The 19440-nt window shown below is 72.2% G+C and carries 12 protein-coding genes and 1 pseudogene; 5 read left to right on the top strand and 8 right to left on the bottom strand.

The genetic code is table 11. The features are described from left to right. Position 1 precedes the first annotated feature (1 nt). The 5 genes from OG580_RS08535 to OG580_RS08515 form a co-directional block, all read right to left on the bottom strand. Positions 2 to 1834: a branched-chain amino acid ABC transporter permease gene (locus OG580_RS08535; protein ID WP_267043027.1), complete on the bottom strand. Its 1833-nt coding sequence runs from the start codon at positions 1832 to 1834 to the stop codon at positions 2 to 4. 5 nt (positions 1835 to 1839) lie between these two features. After that, positions 1840 to 2769, bottom strand: a complete 930-nt coding sequence (locus OG580_RS08530) for a branched-chain amino acid ABC transporter permease (protein WP_267043026.1) — start codon at positions 2767 to 2769, stop codon at positions 1840 to 1842. A gap of 118 nt (positions 2770 to 2887) precedes the next feature. Beyond that, positions 2888 to 4129: a branched-chain amino acid ABC transporter substrate-binding protein gene (locus OG580_RS08525; protein WP_267043025.1), complete on the bottom strand. Its 1242-nt coding sequence runs from the start codon at positions 4127 to 4129 to the stop codon at positions 2888 to 2890. A gap of 522 nt (positions 4130 to 4651) precedes the next feature. Next, a complete protein-coding gene (locus OG580_RS08520) occupies positions 4652 to 5137 on the bottom strand; it encodes a hotdog fold thioesterase (RefSeq protein WP_267043024.1) in 486 nt (161 codons plus the stop codon). Between the two features lie 49 nt (positions 5138 to 5186). Continuing rightward, on the bottom strand, positions 5187 to 7469 hold the full coding sequence (locus tag OG580_RS08515) for an FdhF/YdeP family oxidoreductase (RefSeq protein WP_267043023.1): 2283 nt from the start codon (positions 7467 to 7469) through the stop codon (positions 5187 to 5189). Between the two features lie 136 nt (positions 7470 to 7605). Between OG580_RS08515 and polA the strand changes: the two genes are divergently transcribed. Beyond that, positions 7606 to 10326: a DNA polymerase I gene (gene polA / locus OG580_RS08510; RefSeq protein WP_267043022.1), complete on the top strand. Its 2721-nt coding sequence runs from the start codon at positions 7606 to 7608 to the stop codon at positions 10324 to 10326. Between the two features lie 409 nt (positions 10327 to 10735). Continuing rightward, positions 10736 to 11425: pseudogene (locus OG580_RS36140) on the top strand (serine hydrolase); the annotation flags it as partial. A gap of 184 nt (positions 11426 to 11609) precedes the next feature. Here the strand turns inward: OG580_RS36140 and OG580_RS08500 are convergent. Next, complete coding sequence (locus tag OG580_RS08500; RefSeq protein WP_267043021.1) at positions 11610 to 12551, bottom strand: DUF4184 family protein; 942 nt, start codon at positions 12549 to 12551, stop codon at positions 11610 to 11612. A gap of 231 nt (positions 12552 to 12782) precedes the next feature. Here OG580_RS08500 and OG580_RS08495 point away from each other — a divergent pair, with 231 nt between their 5' ends. The 3 genes from OG580_RS08495 (at position 12783) to OG580_RS08485 (ending at position 15956) form a co-directional block, all read left to right on the top strand. Further along, positions 12783 to 14633: a lytic transglycosylase domain-containing protein gene (locus OG580_RS08495; protein WP_267043020.1), complete on the top strand. Its 1851-nt coding sequence runs from the start codon at positions 12783 to 12785 to the stop codon at positions 14631 to 14633. 195 nt (positions 14634 to 14828) lie between these two features. Further along, positions 14829 to 14969: an SPW_0924 family protein gene (locus OG580_RS08490; RefSeq protein WP_267043019.1), complete on the top strand. Its 141-nt coding sequence runs from the start codon at positions 14829 to 14831 to the stop codon at positions 14967 to 14969. A 9-nt stretch (positions 14970 to 14978) separates the two neighbouring features. Further along, positions 14979 to 15956: a DUF3068 domain-containing protein gene (locus tag OG580_RS08485; RefSeq protein WP_267043018.1), complete on the top strand. Its 978-nt coding sequence runs from the start codon at positions 14979 to 14981 to the stop codon at positions 15954 to 15956. On the opposite strand, the gene hrpB is transcribed toward OG580_RS08485, so the two are convergent. After that, positions 15940 to 18489: an ATP-dependent helicase HrpB gene (gene hrpB / locus OG580_RS08480; RefSeq protein WP_267043017.1), complete on the bottom strand. Its 2550-nt coding sequence runs from the start codon at positions 18487 to 18489 to the stop codon at positions 15940 to 15942. The genes OG580_RS08485 and hrpB overlap by 17 nt on opposite strands. 98 nt (positions 18490 to 18587) lie before the next feature. Further along, positions 18588 to 19427, bottom strand: a complete 840-nt coding sequence (locus OG580_RS08475; protein ID WP_267043016.1) for a class I SAM-dependent methyltransferase — start codon at positions 19425 to 19427, stop codon at positions 18588 to 18590. Between the last annotated feature and the right edge of the window lie 13 nt (positions 19428 to 19440).

Below are 19440 nucleotides of genomic sequence, written 5' to 3'. Positions count from 1 at the left end.
TTCAGGCACCTGCCTTGGCGAGCGTGGCGGGCGTCTCGTCGTTCTCGTGGAACTCCAGCTGGTTGCGCCGGTTGGCGATCATGCCCTCCGGGCGGAAGCGCATGAGCAGGATCAGCGCGACGCCGAAGGCGAAGAGCTGGTACTCGCCCATGAACTGGAGCTTGTTGGGGATGAGGAACAGCAGGGACGCGCCGACCAGGGGACCGCTCATGGTGCCCATGCCGCCGAGGACGACGGCCGCGAGCAGGAAGGCGGAGTTGGGCGGGATCGGACCGGCGAAGAGGTACTGCTCCGGGGTCACCGTGTAGGTGACGTGAGCCTGCACGGTGCCGGCGAGGCCGGCGAGCGAGGCGCCGAGCGCGAAGGCGATGAGCTTGACCCGGAAGCCGTTGATGCCCATGGCGAGCGCCGCGGTCTCGTCCTCGCGGATGGCGACCCAGGCGCGGCCGATCCGGGAGTCGCCACTGCGGCGGAAGACCATCACGACGATCGCCATGATCAGCAGCATCAGGAAGAAGTAGTTCGCGAAGCGGCCGATGGTGAAGCCGGCGATCGTGTGCTCGGCGCCGAAGTCGAACCCGAACATGCTCAGGTTCGGGATGGACGCGATGCCGTTGGAGCCGTTGGTGATGTCGGGACCGGAGGTGCCGTCGGTGTTCATCACCGCGATGCGGAAGATCTCACCGAAGCCGAGCGTGACGATGGCGAGGTAGTCGCCGCGCAGCCGGAGGGTCGGGGCACCGATCAGGACACCGAAGACCAGAGAGGCTCCCGCGCCGACCAGGATGGCGGCCCAGAAGGGGAGGTGCACGCCGAACGGGGAGGTCGGGGCGCCCGAGACGAGGGCGGCCGCGTAGGCGCCGACGCCGAGGAAGGCGACGTAACCGAGGTCGAGGAGACCGGCGAGGCCGACGACGATGTTCAGGCCCAGGGCGACCGTCGCGAAGATCAGGATGTAGACGCCGAGCGTCGCGTACTGGTCGTCGGTCTGGGTGAAGGGGAACAGCGCCGCCGCGGTGAACGCGCCCGCGATGGTGAGGTTCTGGTGCTTCTTGGTGAGCTGCGTGGCCTGCTGCATGAGGCCCGACTTGTTGACCGCGGCGAAGCCGAGGCCGGCCGTGATCAGGAAGCCGAGGAACAGCTCGTCGTACTCGGTGCCGACACCGTAGGTGAAGACGCCGAGCGCCACGGCGAGGATGCCCGTGATGATCAGGATCTCGACCGAGGAGTGCATCGGGGGCAGCTTGCGGGCGGGGCCCGTGGCGGCGAAGGCGCCCTTGAAGGCGGTCCAGCCGTTGCCGACCCGGTGCTTGAGCTGGTCCCAGGCGGTGTCCTCCGGGTCCACGGGCAGCACCTTCGGCCGCTCGAAGGGGAGGGCGAGGGCGCCGAGGAGGGTGATCAGGGTGGCGAGCGCGACGACCGCGCCGCCGGGCTCCAGGTTGACCGGGCCGCCGAGCGTGATGCTGATCGCGGCGACGGTGTACCAGGCGGTGCCGAAGGCGGCGAGCGCGGCGACCTTGACGGCCGCGTCGGCGCCGGCCGGGGTCAGCCAGCGGGTGCCCTTGACGCCGTACGAGGAGAGGGCGAAGAGGGTGGTGAGCAGGCCCAGGACCAGGACCTGGAGCTGCAGACCGGCGGGGGAGCCGTAGTACGTGAGGTCACCCGGGAAGGTGGGCGTCCAGGTCCAGGAGAGGAAGCAGCTGGCGACCGTGAGGACGCCACCGCCCAGGGTGAGGGCGCGGGCGGCCCGGACCGGCACGAAGCCGATGAGGCCGGTCGGCTCGGTCGACTTGAGGGTCGTGGCCGCCGTGGGGTTCTCGGAGATGGTGGTCATGGTGCTCACGCCCTGTCCGCGACGCGCTCGCCGAGAAGGCCTTGTGGCCGGGCGAGGAGTACGACGATGAGGAGTACGAAGGCCCAGACGTCGGCCCAGGACTGGCCGCCGAGCTGCTCCATACCGGGGATGTGGCTGACGTACGCCGTCGCCATGGTCTCGGCGACACCGAGGACGACTCCGCCGATCATGGCTCCGTAGATGTTGCCGATACCGCCGAGGACGGCGGCCGTGAAGGCCTTCAGCCCGAGGAGGAAGCCCATCTTGTAGTCGACGACGCCGTACTTGAGGCCGTAGGCGACGGCACCGACCGCGGCCATCGCGGCACCGAGGGCGAACGCGATCACGATGATCCGGTCCGTGTTGACGCCCATGAGCTTCGCGGTGTCCGGGTCCTGCGCCGTGGCCTGCATGCCACGGCCGACGCGGGTGCGCATGACGAAGAAGGCGAGGACGGCCATGCAGATCGGGGCGGCGATCAGGAGGAAGACGTCGCCGGTCTGGATGGTGACGGGGCCGAGCTCGATCGGGCCGCCGGGGATCTGCGGGAAGGTCCGGGCGGACTTCGCCTCGGGGTACCACACCCACACCGCGTACTGCAGGGCGAGCGAGAGACCGATGGCCGTGATGAGCGGGGCGAGGCGGGGGCCACCGCGCAGCGGGCGGTAGGCGAACCGTTCCGCCCCGACGGCTATGGTCGTCGCGACGAGCACGGCACCGATGATCATGACGGGCAGCGCGACCCACATGCTGGTGCCGCCGGGCAGGATGAGCCAGACCGTGAGCGCCCCGAAGCCGCCGGTCATGAAGATCTCGCCATGGGCGAAGTTGATGAGCTGGACGATGCCGTAGACCATCGTGTAGCCGACGGCGACGAGCCCGTACATGGATCCCAGTAGCAGGCCGTTGACCAGCTGCTGCGGCAGTTCGTTCACCGCATTGTCCTCCGAGACTTTCGACGGATGTGACACCGCGCGGGGCGCCTGGTGCGGCCCCCCGCGCGATGAAGGTGGTGCTGAATGGTGCTGAGTGGTGCGGAGTGGAGCTGGTGGATCAGCCGCCGAAGGTGTCGGACTTGACCGGCTTGAACGCGCCGCCCTCGACCTTGTAGACGGTCAGCTGCTTGTTGGTGGTGTCACCGAACTCGTCGAAGGAGACCTTGCCGGTCACACCCTCGAAGGAGACGCCCTGCATGGCCTCGACGACCTTGGCGCGGGCACCGTCCGGGAGCTTGCCGCTGTTGCCGTCGACGACCTTCTTGACGGCCTCGATGATGGCCCAGGTCGAGTCGTAGGAGTAGCCGCCGTAGGCCTCGTAGGCCTCCTTGTAGCCCTTGGCCTTGTAGTTGGCCAGGAACTCCTTGGCGGAGGCGAGGGTCTCGATCGGCGCGCCGACCGAGGTGGCGAAGTCACCGTTGGCCGCGGTGGCGCCGGCGAGCTTCACGTACTCGGGGCTGTAGATCGCGTCGCCACCGACGACGACGACCTTCGCGCCGGCTTCCTTGATCTGCTTGGCCAGCGGGCCGGCGGCCGGGTACTCGCCACCGTAGTAGACGATGTCGGCGCCGGAGCTCTTCACCTTGGTCGCGACCGCGGAGAAGTCCTTGGTGTCGGGGTTGATGTGCTCGGTGCCGAGGACCTTGCCGCCGAGCTTCTCGAACTCGCCCTTGAAGGTGCCCGCGAGGCCGGCGCCGTAGGTCTTCTTGTCATCGATGATGAAGGCCTTGGTCTTCTTGGCCTCGTTGAAGACGTACTGCGCGGCGAACGGGCCCTGGATGGCGTCCGTGGTCGCGGTGCGGAAGTACGACTTGTAGCCGCGCTTCTTGTCGCCGCTGCTCCAGTTGGCGCCCTGGCTCAGGGACGGGTTGGTGTTGGCCGGGGAGACCTGCACCAGCTTGGCGTCGTCGAAGACCTTCTGCATCGACTCGGAGACCGAGGAGTTCAGCGGGCCGACGACGCCGATGACGGCCTTGTCGGCGACGAACTTGGTCGCGTTCTGCTGGCCGGCGGAGGGCTGGGCCTGGTCGTCCAGGGACTCCAGCTTGAAGGTCACGCCCTTGACGTAGGCCTTCTCGTTGGCCGTCTTGACCGCGAGGTCGGCCGAGTTCTTGATGCCGAGGCCGAGGGCGGACAGCTCACCCGTGAGGGGCGCGTCGAGACCGATGGTCACGGTGACGTTGCCACCGTCGCCGCCCTTTTCGGCGCCGCCCTTGTCGTCACGCGAACCGCAGGCGGTGAGGGTGAGTGCACCCGCGGTGACCGCGGTGGTGAGTATGAGCAACGAACGGTTTCGCACGAAGGGTCCTTTCCCTGGCGCGGCCCCCTCGGATGAGGCGGTGCCGTGAAGCTGCGGAGCGAGGGGTGCCGTTGTCGAACGCCGGGCCGTACTGGGTGGTGCAGGGCCGTGCAGTAGGACGCGCCCGGCGGCGCGGTGACTGGCGGTGACTCTAAGCGCAGGTGGGGAGGGTCGGGGAGCGCCGAGGGCATGATGTGACTGTCTTGTTATGCCGACGGGGAAAGAGTGTGCGCGGCGGCGGGTGATACCGGGGCATAGGGGTGGGTTTCGCGGTGTTCACATAGTGAGAACCTGCAGTTCCGCTAAGGGGCTTGAGGGATTCTTGGTCCTGTCGAGGCGCTCGGTCGGCTCTCCGGATACCGGACAGTGGCAGAAACCTCAGCGGACGAATCGGCCCTTCCGTTCCGCTCGGTCCCTGTTCGGACGAAGATCACTCAGAGTGATGCCGACGGGGCCTGTAGGGGGTACGACGAAGGGGCGGCACCCGTCGGGTGCCGCCCCTTGACCGTTCGTACGGACGCGTCAGCCGCCCGCGACGATCCCCGCGTCCTTGGCGGTGACCTCGCGCAGCAGGCAGGTCAGCCGCGCCGAGCAGACTCGCTTGCCCTGCTCGTCGGTGATCACGATCTCGTACGTGGCGGTGGACCGCCCGCGGTGCACCGGGGTCGCCACGCCGGTCACCAGGCCGCTGCGCACCCCGCGGTGGTGGGTGCAGTTGAGGTCGACGCCGACCGCGATCTTGGAGACCCCGCCGTGCAGCATCGAACCGATGGAGCCCAGCGTCTCGGCGAGCACCGCCGAGGCGCCGCCGTGCAGCAGCCCGTACGGCTGCGTGTTGCCCTCCACCGGCATCGTGCCGACGACCCGCTCGGCCGAGGCCTCCAGGACCTGCACGCCCATCCGGTTGCCGAGGTGCCCGGCCGAGAAGAGGGCGGGCAGGTCGACGCCGAGCGCCGCGTACTCGTCGAGGACCTCCTGTGGGAACTTCACGTGCTGCTGCTCGCCCATGGCCCGGCTCCGTTCGGATGGTGATCGCTGGTCGCGCCTGAGCAAACGCTTAGGCGGATCGTGATTGTTCCAGACGGACGATGACGGACTTGCTCGCGGGGGTGTTGCTGACGTCCGCCGTGGACTCCAGCGGTACGAGGACGTTCGTCTCCGGGTAGTAGGCCGCCGCGCAGCCCCGGGAGGTCGGGTAGTGCACCACCCGGAAGCCGGGTGCCCGCCGCTCGGTCCCGTCCGTCCACTCGCTCACCAGATCCGTGTACGCCCCGTCGGCGAGGCCGAGCGCCGCCGCGTCCTCGGGGTGGACCAGGACGACCCTGCGGCCGCCCTTGATGCCCCGGTAGCGGTCGTCGAGACCGTAGATCGTGGTGTTGTACTGGTCGTGCGAGCGGAGGGTCTGGAGCAGCAGCCTGCCCTCCGGCACCTTCGGGTACTCGACGGGCGCGGCCGTGAAGTTGGCCTTGCCGGTCTTCGTGGGGAAGCGGCGCTCGTCGCGCGGGCCGTGCGGCAGCGCGAAGCCGCCCGCGTTCGCCGCGAGACGGGCGTTGAAGTCCTCGAAACCGGGCACCACGCGCGCGATGCGGTCCCGGATCGTGGCGTAGTCGGCCTCGAACTCCTCCCAGGGCGTGGCCGATCCGTCGCCGAGGACGGCCCGGGCCAGCCGCGCCACGATCGCCGGCTCGGAGAGCAGGTGCGGGCTCGCCGGCGGCAGGTTGCCGCGCGAGGCGTGCACCAGGCTCATCGAGTCCTCGACCGTCACGATCTGCCGACCGCTCTTCTGCACGTCCTTGTCGGTGCGCCCGAGGGTGGGGAGGATCAGCGCGCGCGTGCCCGTGACCGCGTGCGAGCGGTTCAGCTTCGTCGACACGTGGACGGTCAGGCGCGCGTTCCGCATCGCGGCCTCCGTCACCTCCGTGTCGGGCGTCGCCCCCACGAAGTTGCCGCCCATCGCGAAGAACACCTTCGCCTCGCCGTCCCGCAGCGCCTGGATCGAGCGGACCACGTCGAAGCCGTGGTGGCGCGGCGAGACGATCCCGAACTCCTTGTCCAGGGCGTCGAGGAAGGCGGGCGCGGGGCGCTCGAAGATCCCCATCGTCCGGTCGCCCTGCACGTTCGAATGGCCGCGCACCGGGCACACGCCCGCGCCGGGCCGCCCTATGTTGCCGCGCAGCAGAAGGAAGTTGACCACCTCGCGGATGGTCGGCACGGAGTGCTTGTGCTGCGTGAGCCCCATCGCCCAGCAGACGATCGTCCGCTCCGAGGCCAGCACCATCTCCAGGGCCCGCTCGATCTCGGAGCGGTCGAGCCCGGTCGCGGCGAGCGTCTCGTCCCAGTCGGCCGCCCGCGCCGCCGCGGTGAACTCCTCGTGCCCGTGGGTGTGTTCCCGTACGAACTCCTCGTCGACCGCCCCGGGCGTCTCCAGGACCAGCTTGTTGAGGAGCCGGAAGAGGGCCTGGTCGCCGCCGATGCGGATCTGCAGGAAGAGGTCGGTGAGCGCCGCGCCCTTGAGCATGCCCTGCGGGGTCTGCGGGTTCTTGAACTTCTCCAGACCGGCCTCGGGCAGCGGATTGACCGAGATGATCCGCGCGCCCGCGGCCTTCGCCTTCTCCAGGGCGGAGAGCATCCGGGGGTGGTTCGTGCCCGGGTTCTGCCCCGCCACGATGATCAGGTCCGCCCGGTGCAGGTCCTCGAGGGAGACGCTGCCCTTGCCGATCCCTATGGTCTCGGTCAGAGCCGAACCCGAGGACTCGTGGCACATGTTGGAGCAGTCCGGCAGGTTGTTCGTGCCGAACTCGCGGGCGAAGAGCTGGAGCAGGAACGCGGCCTCGTTGCTGGTCCTGCCCGACGTGTAGAACAGCGCCTCGTCGGGCGAGGCCAGGGCACGGAGCTCCTCGGCGAGGATCGCGAAGGCCCGCTCCCAGGTCACCGGCTCGTACCGCTCGCCGCCCTCCGGCAGCAGCATCGGCTGGGTGATCCGGCCCTGCTGGCCCAGCCAGTACCCGCTGCGGGTCGCCAGGTCCGCCACCGGGTGCGCGGCGAAGAACTCCGGGGTGACCCGGCGCAGCGTCGCCTCCTCGGCGACCGCCTTCGCCCCGTTCTCGCAGAACTCGGCGACGTGCCGCTTGTCCTCCTCCGGCCAGGCGCAGCCGGGACAGTCGAAGCCGTCCTTCTGGTTGACCTTGAGCAGGGTCCGCGCGGTGCGCCGCAGCCCCATCTGCTCCCGCGCGATCCGCAGGGTGTGCCCGATGGCGGGCAGGCCTGCTGCGGCGTGCTGCGGCGGCGTGACCTGCGGTGCGTCCTGTACCGGGTCACCGGCCGGGGGCTTGCTGACCATCGCGCTCTCCCTTGAGCGGTAATCCTGTGGTGTACGTCTCCGATCCTGTCACGCGGCACCGGAGGAGGGGCGTGCCGGGCAGGGCGGCGGGGCATGTGCGACCGGGAATGTCGGTGGGCCGTGGGAGGATCGTTCCGTGGCCGAGACAGCATCGAAGAAGACCGAGAAGACCGAAGCGGACCGCCCGCGACTCCTCCTCATGGACGGGCACTCCCTGGCGTACCGCGCGTTCTACGCGCTGCCCGTGGAGAACTTCACCACCGCGACGGGGCAGCCGACGAACGCCATCTATGGCTTCGCCTCGATGCTGGCGAACACCCTCCGCGACGAGGCGCCCACGCACTTCGCGGTCGCGTTCGACGTGTCCCGCAAGACCTGGCGGTCCGACGAGTTCCCCGAGTACAAGGCGAACCGCTCGAAGACCCCCGACGAGTTCAAGGGGCAGGTCGAGCTGATCGGCGAGCTCCTCGACGCGATGCACGCGCCGCGCTTCGCGGTCGACGGCTTCGAGGCCGACGACGTCATCGCGACCCTCGCGACGCAGGCCGAGGCCGAGGGCTTCGAGGTCCTCATCGTCACCGGCGACCGGGACTCGTTCCAGCTCGTCACCGAGCACACCACCGTGCTCTACCCCACCAAGGGCGTCTCCGAGCTGACCCGCTTCACCCCGGAGAAGGTCCAGGAGAAGTACGGCCTGACCCCCTCGCAGTACCCCGACTTCGCCGCCCTGCGCGGCGACCCGTCCGACAACCTCCCGGGCATCCCCGGCGTCGGCGAGAAGACCGCCGCCAAGTGGATCAACCAGTTCGGCTCCTTCGCCGAACTGGTCGACCGCGCCGAGGAGGTCAAGGGCAAGGCCGGGCAGAACTTCCGCGACCACCTGGAGTCGGTCAAGCTCAACCACCGCCTGACCGAGATGGTCCGGGACGTCGAGCTGCCGAAGACCGTGCTGGACCTCGCCCGCGAGCCGTACGACCGCGGGGCCGTCGCGCTCGTCCTCGACACCCTGGAGATCCGCAACCCCTCGCTGCGCGAGCGGCTCCTCGCCGTGGACCCGGGCGCCGCCGAGGACACCGCCCCGGCCCCCGCCGCGGGCGTCGAGCTCGACGCGAGCGTCCTCGGCGCCGGCGAGCTCGCCCCCTGGCTCGCCGAGCACGGCGGCCGGCCTCTCGGCATCGCCACCGTCGACAGCTGGGCCCTCGGCACGGGGAACGTGAGCGAGGTCGCCCTCGCCGCCGCCGGCGGAGCCGCCGCCTGGTTCGACCCGAGCGCGCTCGACGAGGCCGACGAGCAGGCCTGGGCCGCGTGGATCGCCGACCCGGCCCGCCCCAAGGTCATGCACAACGCCAAGGGCGCCATGCGGGTCTTCCCCGAGCACGGCTGGAGCATCGCGGGCGTCACCATGGACACCGCCCTCGCCGCCTACCTCGTCAAGCCCGGCCGGCGCTCCTTCGCGCTCGACGCGCTCTCCGTCGAGTACCTCGGGCGCGAGCTCGCCCCCGCGGCCGCCGCCGACGGACAGCTCGCCTTCGGCGCCGACGACACCGCCGAGGCCGAGGCCCTCATGACCCAGGCCCGGGCGGTCCTCGATCTCGGCGACGCCTTCGACGAGCGGCTCGGCGAGGTCGGGGCCCGCGAGCTCCTCCACGACGTCGAGCTGCCCACCTCCGTCCTCCTCGCCCGCCTGGAGCGGCACGGCATCGCCGCCGACCGCGACCACCTGGAGGCGATGGAGCAGCAGTTCGCCGGCGCCGTGCAGCAGGCCGTGAAGGAGGCGCACGCCTCCGTCGGTCACGAGTTCAACCTCGGCTCGCCCAAGCAGCTCCAGGAGGTCTTCTTCGGCGAGCTCAACCTGCCGAAGACCAAGAAGACCAAGACCGGGTACACGACGGACGCCGACGCGCTCGCCTGGCTCGCGAGCCAGACCGAGCACGACCTGCCCGTGATCATGCTCCGCCACCGCGAGCAGGCCCGGCTGCGCTCCACCGTCGAAGGCCTGATCAAGACCGTCGCCGCCGACGGCCGGATCCACACCACCTTCAGCCAGACGGTCGCCGCCACCGGCCGCCTCTCGTCGACCGACCCGAACCTGCAGAACGTGCCGGTGCGCACGGACGAGGGCCGCGCCATCCGGCACGGCTTCGTCGTCGGCGAGGGCTTCGAAGCCCTCATGACCGCCGACTACAGCCAGATCGAGCTGCGGGTCATGGCCCACCTCTCCGAGGACGAGGGCCTCATCGAGGCCTTCGCCTCCGGCGAGGACCTGCACACCACGGTCGCCTCCCAGGTCTTCGGCGTCGAGCGGTCCGCCGTCGACGCCGAGATGCGCCGCAAGATCAAGGCCATGTCGTACGGCCTGGCCTACGGCCTCTCCGCCTTCGGTCTCGCGCAGCAGCTGAACATCGACCCGGGCGAGGCCGCCGGCCTGCGGGACACCTACTTCGAGCGCTTCGGCGGGGTACGGGACTACCTGCGCAGGGTCGTCGACGAGGCCCGCGCCACGGGCTACACGGAGACCATCCTCGGCCGCCGCCGCTACCTGCCGGACCTCAACAGCGACAACCGGCAGCGCCGCGAGTCCGCCGAGCGGATGGCGCTCAACGCCCCCATCCAGGGCACGGCCGCCGACATCGTGAAGGTCGCCATGCTGGGCGTCGACCGCGCGCTGACGGAGGCGGGTCTCGCCTCCCGGATGCTCCTCCAGGTCCACGACGAAATCGTGCTCGAACTCGCCCCCGGCGAGCGCGAGCAGGTCGAGGCCCTGGTCCGCGAGCAGATGTCCGCGGCGGCGGACCTGCGCGCCCCACTCGACGTCTCCGTCGGTGTGGGCCGGGACTGGGACTCGGCGGCGCACTGACGCAGGGGGGCGCGCCCGCGATGTGGGCCCGCCCCCTACCCGTGGGCGCCCGCGCCCTTCCCGTGGGGCCGCCCCCTACCCGGGGGGCCCACGCCTGGCGTTGGGCCCGCGCCCTTCCCGTGGGGCCGCCCCCTACCCGGGGGGCCCGCGCCTGCCGTTGGGCCCGGGCCTTGCCCGGGGGCCCGCGCCCGGCCCGTGTCGGCCCGCCCCCCCGTTGTGGGCATTCGTCCCGCTGGGGCGGGACGGGTGGGCACAACGGGACGGTGCCCCGTGCCGGGCCTAGGCTTCCGTGCCTGAACCGGCACCCTGGGCGCAACGCCGCTCCGGGCCCGGCCAGGCCCGGCGGGTGTGCGCCAGGTGGACCACTCCGAGGCGCGCCCCCGCACCCCCGCTCCCGAGACTGGGGAGCATGATCACGAGCCGCCGCCGCTCCCACCTCCGCACCTGGGTGCTCCTCGGGGCGTTCCTCGGAGCATCCGGCACCGCCTCACCCGCCGAGGCGTACCGGGCGCCCGCACTCTGCACCTCGTCCCGCGAACCCGCCCTCGCCGAGCGGCTGTCCCAGCACATCGCCGCGGCGCTCAAGGGCCGCGACGGCACGGTCTCGGTCGCCGTCCACGACCCCCGGCGCGGACTGCGCTGCCGCCTCGGCGACACCCGGGCCCACGACTCCGCCAGCCTCGCCAAGGTCCTCATCATGCAGGCCGTCCTCGGACGCGCCGAGGAGCTCGGCCGCGCCCCCACCCGCAGGGAGGCCCAGCGGCTCAAGGCCATGATCACCCGCTCCGACAACCCCGCCGCCACCGACCTGTGGCGGGGACTCTCGCGCCCCCGGCTGAACAGGGTGCTGCGCGAGGCCGGCGCTCAGGACACCGTCCTCGGCCACGACCGCTACTGGGGCCTCACACGGACGACCGCCCGCGACCAACTGGCCCTGCTCGACGCGGTCTCCCGCCGCACCGGGGCGCTGACACTGATGGCCCAGGTCGTCAGCGACCAGGCCTGGGGCGTCACCGCGGGCGCGCCCCGCACGGTCAAGGTCCACCTCAAGAACGGCTGGCTGCCCCGCTCCACCCACGCCTGGCGGGTCCACAGCATCGGGATCGTCCGCGGCACGGGCACCACCGACGGCCGCGCCGCGATCGACTACCGGCTGGCCCTCCTGAGCCACGACAACCCCACCAAGCGGTACGGGGTCCGCACCCTGGAGGGCATCTCCCTCGCCGTGCACCGCGCACTCGCCGCCGGCCCGGCGGCCCGCGGATTCACCCCGGAGGACCGGATCAGCGAGACCCCTGACGGGAGCGTCCCGCCCGCCGCGAAGGGTCCTCTCCGTCCGGCGGAGGGAGGACCGTGGCCGAGTCAGCCGTCGCCGTCGCCGTCGCCGTCGCCGTCGCCGTCGCCGTCGCCGGAAGCGGCGGCGTTCCCCGCAGCCGCACCCCCGTCCCGTACAGCACGAGCCCGACGGCGAGCCCCGCACCGGCCCCGAAGCAGGCCGTGGGGATGACGTCCAGGGGCGTCTCGATCCGGTTCCAGCCCCAGTACGCGGCCCAGCGCAGCACCCGGTGGGCGACACCGGCGAGGACGCAGCCGCCGATGACCCCGGCCGCGACGAGCCGCCCGCGCCGGCCAGGGACCGGAACCCGGTCCGGCAGTTCGGCGCCCGGGCCGGCGGAGCGCAGCGCCCGCAGGCCGAACCAGGCGAGGAGCCCCAGGGCCAGCGCGGACCCTCCGTACTGCGCGTAGAGGTAGACGGGGAACCCGGCCACGATCTCGCCGAGGACGGGGATCGCCCGGGTGCCCCAGCGGTCGATGTGGGTGAAGGAGTCCCACACCACGTGGGTCGTCGAACCGATGACCGCGGAGACGAAGAACCAGCCGGCGAGCGCCGCCGTGTGCCGGTCCCGCCACGGGAGTCCCCGCACGAGCCCGTACACCCGGCCGCGCCACCGGGCGGGCAGCAGCGCGACGAGCGGCTCGCGCACGGTCAGCCACAGCGCCACGAGCATCGCGGTGATCAGCACGTCGGCCGTGACGATCCCGACGGGGGAGTGGGTGACGTCGCCGAGGGCCATCGCCCCGGGCACCGCCGTGGCCGCGAAGTAGGTCATGTCGGGCGCGAAGGAGCCGGCGACGAGCGCGGAGGCGATCAGCGGTCCGCGCGCGGTCCCGTCACGGCGCAACCCCGGCAGGACGGCGGCGGCATGGCTGAGCGTGAACGGCAACGGGAGCTCCCCCTCGGTTCCTGTGGGTGACGGCCGACGCGGGGAACGGCCGCAGTACAAGAGGTGTCCGGGCCGTCGATCGGTTCCCGTCCCAGGCCAGGAGGCCGAGAGGTGACGAAAGCGTGAAACACGGTCAGGCGACAGTGCCCGCCGGTCCGGAGTTGGCATAGGGTCGCCAGAGGTCGCACGCGGGGAGCGTGGGACGCAGTCGATGGGGAGGGGACCACAGGTATGGCAGCGACACTCGGCCGCCGGCTGCGCAAGGGGGCCACCAGCGGTGCGGTGGTGGCCGCGGCGGTTGCGGCGCTCGCCGCCTCGCAGGCGCCGGATACGACCCCGCCGCCCGCGGACAACGCCGGCGGCGATCGGGCCATCGGCGCCGGGGACACCGCGACCCCGTCAGGAGACGACTCCGCGACGGGCGATTCCCCCTATTACACCGAACTGCCGCCGCTGAACACCCCGAACAAGCCCGGGGCGTCCATCAACCTGCCGGTCATCACCGGCCCCGCGGAAGCCGGTATACCCGCGTCCGTCCTCTCCGCCTACAAGCGGGCCGAGGCGTCGATCCGCTCGACCGACCCCGCCTGCAACCTGCCGTGGCAGCTGCTCGCCGGCATCGGCAAGGTCGAGTCGGGGCAGGCGCGCGGCGGCCTGGTCGACGCCAACGGCACGACCGCCACGCCGATCCTCGGCCCCGCCCTCAACGGCGTCGGCTTCGCCAACATCTCGGACACCGACCACGGCGCCTACGACGGCGACAAGGTCCACGACCGCGCCGTCGGTCCGATGCAGTTCATCCCGTCGACCTGGGCGACCTGGGGTCAGGACGCCAACAGCGACGGGAAGAAGGACCCGAACAACATCTACGACGCGGCGCAGGCCGCCGGTCTCTACCTCTGCGCCGACGACCGGAACCTCGCGGTCAAGGCCGACCTCGACCGCGCCGTCCTCAGCTACAACCGGTCGACGGAGTACCTGAACACGGTCCTGTCCTGGTTCGAGTACTACAAGCGCGGCACCCACCAGGTCCCGGACGGCACCGGAGTGCTGCCGGTCGACCGCAGCGACGACCGCCGTCCGGGCAACCGCCCGTCGACCGACACGCCGTTCCCGCCGCTGCCGACGACTCCCGCGCCGACGACTCCCACGCCCACGGGCCCTCCGCCGGCGCCGAAGCCCGAGCCGTCCGGGACGGGAGTCCCCCCGAAGACCACCCGGCCGACGGTGCCCCCGACCACACCTCCGACGACGCCGCCCACCACTCCGCCGACGACGACGCCCACCGTTCCGCCGGCGCTGAAGGTCACGCGGCTCGCGCCCGTGGCCACCGGCACGCTGACGGCCACCACGGGGAACGCCTTCGCCCATGTCCCCGGGGTCGCGGCGCTCGACGCCTCGGGCGCGCCGGTCACCGGAGTGCTCATCAGCTTCGAGATCAGCGGCACCACCGACGCCCGCTTCGCCGGCGGCGCGACCACGGTCACCGTCGCGACCGGCTCGGCCGGCATCGCGTCCTCTCCCGCGCTGCGGGCGGGCGAGAAGACCGGTTCGTTCACGGTCCGGGCCACCGTCGTGAGCGGCACCGCGCCCGCGACCCAGTTCACCGCGACGGTCACCCCCCGCGAGGCGGACACCCTCGCCCCGGTCGGTGGTGAGGCCCTGTCCGCCACCACCGGCACCGGTTTCACCCAGCTGCAGGTGAAGGCCACCGACAAGGGCGTACCGGCCCCCGGCGTCCTCGTCACCGGCATCGTCGTCACCTCGAAGACGGATCCCCAGCAGAGCGCCGAGGGCCCGTACTTCAAGGGCGAGGCGGGCACCACGGCCCGGACCCGGACCTTCGAGACCGACGCGAACGGTCTGATCACCCTCGCCGCCGGCGACCTCCTCGCGGGCGACAAGGCGGGCACGTACTACCTCTACCTGACGGCGCCCGGCGGTGGCACCACCTTCGTCGAGCTCACGGTCACGGCGCCCACGCCCACCCCCGAGCCGTCGAGCCCCGCGCCGTCCCCGGAGCCGACGACCTCCGCGTCCGACTCGCCCGAGAGCACGGCCTCGGCCTCGCCCTCCGCCTGACCGGTCCTCGGTCCGACCGGTCCTCGGTCCGACCGCTTCGCGCGTCGCGTGAACCCAGCGCCGTCTCTCCGTCCATGCCGGACGGAGAGACGGCGTTCCGCGTTACCCGGGTGCAACGTGTTCTCATCTCGCGATCGCGTTGCTACGGTGCCACCGCCCTGACGCCCTATCAGATCGAGCACCGGGAGGCCGGCCATGCGCGCTCTTGTCGCCGTCGCCATCGGACTCGCCCCAGTCCTTCTCTTCGTCCTCCTCGTCTCCCTGGTCGATCTGCCGCCCGATGGGCCCACCTCGCCCAAACCGCTGCTGACCGCCAATCCCGAACCGAAGAAGTAGGGGGCGACCGTGCGCCGCCGAGCCAGCCTCGTCCTGCTCGCCCTCGCCGTCTGCTGCGCCGCGATGGCGCCGACCCTGCGGTGGTACGCCTTCCCCCGCCTGGCGAAGATCCCGCCGAACCAGTACCAGGAGACGGTCCTGGAAGCCCGGCCCGCGACCCTCCTCAACTACTCCACGCTCAAGGCCGAGAAGGTCGAGAAGATCACGATCATCCAGACCCTCAAGGGCAACGTGGAGGAGTCGCGGCGGATCGAACGCGACGCCGGGCGCGACGTCGTCGTCTGGGACGCCCTCGCCTACGTCACCGGCCCCGACGGGAAGATGGTCTCCAAGGTCCCCGAGCGGTACATCTTCGACGCCCACACCCAGGACCCCGTCCACGCCACCGGTGAGATGGTCGACGGCGACCCGGTCCGGCGCGAGGGCATCGAGTTCAAGTGGCCCTTCCTCACCGAGAAGCGGGATTACCGGTACTTCGACGCCCAGACCCGCACCTCGGCCCCCATCCACTACAAGGGCACCCAGACCTTCCGCGGCATGGAGGTCTACTACTTCGAGCAGACCGTCCCCTGGACCAAGGTCCCCATGCCCAAGACCATGCCGGTCAAGGGCATCACCCCGAAGGTCCTCGCCGACTCGGGCCTCACCCGCTGGTACACCACCAAGCGCATGTTCTGGGTCGAGCCGGTCACCGGAGCCCCCGTCAACGGCGAGGAGATCCACAAGGAGGAGCTCCGCGACGCCAAGGCCCTGATGGGCCAGGACACCCTCACCGTCTTCGAGGGTCACGTGAAGATGCGTGCGGACTACGTCGACAGCACCGTCGAGCTGGTCGGCTCCAACCGCCTGATGGTCTTGATGCTCGTCTCCTACCTGCCCTGGAGCCTCACCGTCCTGGCCCTGGCCCTCCTCGCCCTCGCCTTCTGGCTGGAGGCCCGCTCGCGCCGCCCCGCGCCGCCGACCGGGCCCGTCACCGCTCCCGTCTGAGCCGCGCGCTGGTGTGCCGGGTCGGCTCCGCCGCGGAGGGGTCCTCGGGCCACGGATGCCTCGGGTACCGCCCGCGCAGCTCCGCCCGCACCGCGCGGTAGCCCTCCCGCCAGAACGAGGCGAGGTCGGCGGTCACGGCCGCCGGCCTCCCCGCGGGGGAGAGGAGATGGACCAGGACCGGCACCCCCGCCACCCGGGGCGTCTCGGCCAGGCCGAACATCTCCTGGAGCTTCACCGCGAGCACCGGCCGCCCACCGCCGTACTCGACCCGGATCCGCGACCCGCTCGGCACCTCGATCCGCTCCGGGGCCAGCTCGTCCAGCCGGCCCGCCTCGCCCGTAGCCCAGGGCAGCAACCGACGCAGGGCCTCGCCGGCGTTGATCCGCCCCAGATCGACCCGGCGCACGGCCCGGGACAGCTCCGGCTCCAGCCACTCCTCGGCCCGGTCGACCAACGCCCCGTCCGCCACGTCCGGCCAGGGCTCGCCCACCTCCGCGTACAGGAAGGCGAGCCGCTCGCGCAGCTCCGAGGCCTCCCGGCTCCACCGCAGCAGCCCGAGCCCCTCGCGCCGCAAGCCGTCGAGCAGCGCCTCCCGTACGAGAGCGGGATCGGCCCCGGACCCGAGGGGCCGCACGGTCAGCTCGACCGCGCCCAGCCGGTCCACGGACCGCGCGACCACGTCACCGTCCTCCCAGTGGACCTCCTCGCCCGTGGCCCGCAGATGCCCGGCCGCCCGCCGGGCGATGTCCTCGTCCACCACGGCCGCCAGCCGCACCCGCGCCGTGGCGTCCCGTGCCGTACGGTCCGCCACCGCGACGGCCAACCACGGAGCGGACCGCAGCCCCGACCCCTCGGCGAGCCGCGCCCCGCTTCCCGACACCATCAGAAACCCGCCCTGCTCCCGCGCCCTGGCCACCCGCTCGGGAAACGCCAACGCGGTCACCAGCCCGGCCACGGCATCCTCACCCCCACCCCCGGCTCCCTGCCCGGCCAAGCCCCCCGCCGCCTCGCCGGCCGAACGCTCCAGGCGGCGGACCTCCGTCTTCCAGCGGGCCGCGTAGCCGTCTCCGCCCCGGCGGGCCGATCGCCAGGCCGCCGCCAGGTCGTCCCCGTACTCCCGGGGCGGCTCCTCGCTGAGCAGCGCCACGACCTCCGCCGCCCGTCGGACGCCGACCTCGGCGGCGCCGTCCAGCAGGGCACGGCCCAGCCGGGGGTGGAGCCCGAGCCGGGAGAGCCGGCTCCCGCGCTCGGTGGCCCGGCCCTCCTCGTCCACGGCGCCGACCGCCGCGAGTACGGAACGGGCCGCCGCCATCGCCCCGGCGGGCGGCGGGTCGAGCAGTGCGAGCCCCTCCGCCGTCGGATCCCCCCAGCAGGCGGCCCGCAGGGCGAAGTCCGTGAGATCGGCGATCCGGATCTCGGGTGACGGGAAGCGCGCCCGGCTCCCGTCCTCGGCCTCGGCCCAGCACCGGTAGACCGTCCCGAAGGCCTCGCGCATCGACCGTCCGGACCGCTGCGTGGCCGCCGCGACCGACACCGGCACGGTCGCCAGCGACCCCAGCCCCCGCGCGTGGTCCATCCGCGGTTCCCGCGCGAGCCCCGAGTCCACGACGATCCGGACCCCCGGCACCGTCAGGCTCGACTCCGCGACGGAGGTCGACAGCACCACCCGCCGCCGCCCGCCGGGCTCGGTGCCCCGCAGCACCGCGTCCTGCACCGCGGCCGGCGCCCGGCCGTGCAACTGGAGCACCTCCGCGTCCAGGCCGGCGAGCAGCCCCGCGGTCCGGGCGATCTCCCCCGTACCGGGAAGAAAACAGAGGACGTCGCCCTCGTGCCGCTCCAGCGCCAGCCGGACCGTCGCCGCGACGTGGCGCAGCAGCGCCGGATCCACCCAGGTGCCGTGCGCGGGCCTCAGCCCTGCGGGCGGCGGGGCGAACAGGACCCGGTACCCATGCCCCTCGCCCTCGCTCCGTACGACCGGCGCGGGCCCGCCGCCGTCCACGACCGTCAGCAGCCGCGACCAGGCCTCCGCGTCGCTCGTCGCCGAGGCCGCGACCAGCCGCAGCTCCGGCCGCAGCGCGGCCCGTACGTCCACCAGGAAGGCCAGGGCGGTGTCGGCGTCCAGGTGCCGCTCGTGACACTCGTCGAGCAGGACCACGTCCACGCCCGCCAGCTCCGGATCCCGCTGGAGCCGCTGGAGCAGGATGCCCGTGGTCACCACCTCGACCCGGGTCGAAGGGCCGGCCCGCCGCTCGCCGCGCACCGAGAAGCCGACCGTCCCGCCGACCTCCTCGCCGAGCAGCCACGCCATCCGCCGGGCCGCCGCCCGCACCGCCATCCGGCGCGGCTCGGCCACCAGCACCCGACGCCTCGGCCCGTCCCCTATGAGGCCCGCGAGCGCGAGCGGCACCAGCGTCGTCTTGCCGGTGCCGGGCGGCGCGTGCAGCACTGCCGTGCCGCGCTCCTCGAGCGCGGTCAGCAGCTCGGGGACGGCATGGCGGACGGGAAGCAGGTCGAGTGCGTCGTTTCGGATCACGCACTCAGTTTCATACGCGAGGAGAAGAGACGGGTCCGACTGTCCACAGCCCCGCCCCATTAGTACGACTGACCAGTACGACTGGCCGACCGGTACGACTATCCGTCGCGTTCGCAGACGAAGATCGCCGTGCCCGGGATCAGGTTCCCCCGGAGCGGGGACCAGCCGCCCCACTCCTGGCTGTTCCAGGCCGGCCACTCCGGCTCGACCAGGTCCACGAGCCGGAAGCCGCCGGCCACCACGTCCCGTACCCGGTCCCCGAGCGTCCTGTGGTGCTCCACGTACACGGCCCGGCCCTGCTCGTCCTGCTCGACGTAGGGCGTGCGGTCGAAGTAGGAGGCCGCCACCGAGAGGCCCTCCGGCCCCGGCTCGTCCGGGAACGCCCAGCGGATCGGGTGCGTCACCGAGAAGACCCACCGGCCGCCGGGCCGCAGCACCCGGCGCACCTCGCGGAAGACCCGTACCGGATCGGCGACGAACGGCACCGCGCCGTATGCCGAGCAGACCAGGTCGAAGGAGCCGTCCCGGAAGGGCAGCGCCCCGGCGTCCGCCTCGACGAGCGGCACGCCCCCGCCGATCCGCAGCGCGTGCTGGAGCTGCCGGTGCGAGAGGTCGAGGGCCACCGGCCGCGCCCCCTGTGCCGCCAGCCAGCGCGAGCACTGCGCCGCGCCCGCGCCGATCTCCAGGACGTCGAGCCCCTTCAGGGAGCCGGCCGGCCCGAGGAGCTCCGCCTCGGTCTCGTCGAGCCCCTCGGGGCCCCAGACGAAGCGGTCGTCGCCGAGGAAGGCTCCGTGCTCGCTCTGGTACTCGTCCGCGTTCCGGTCCCACCAGCCACGGCTCGCGCGACTGCTCTCCGCGTCCCCCGCGTCACGCCGGGTCGCCTCGGCCTCGTCCTCGGCCGTTTCGGTCCCGTCTTGCTGTTCGAACTCTTGGTTCATCTCGCCCGCCGAT

The sequence above is a fragment of the Streptomyces sp. NBC_00094 genome (assembly GCF_026343125.1).
Taxonomy (GTDB): Bacteria; Actinomycetota; Actinomycetes; order Streptomycetales; family Streptomycetaceae; genus Streptomyces.
This window is presented reverse-complemented; position numbering and strand designations above follow the sequence as displayed.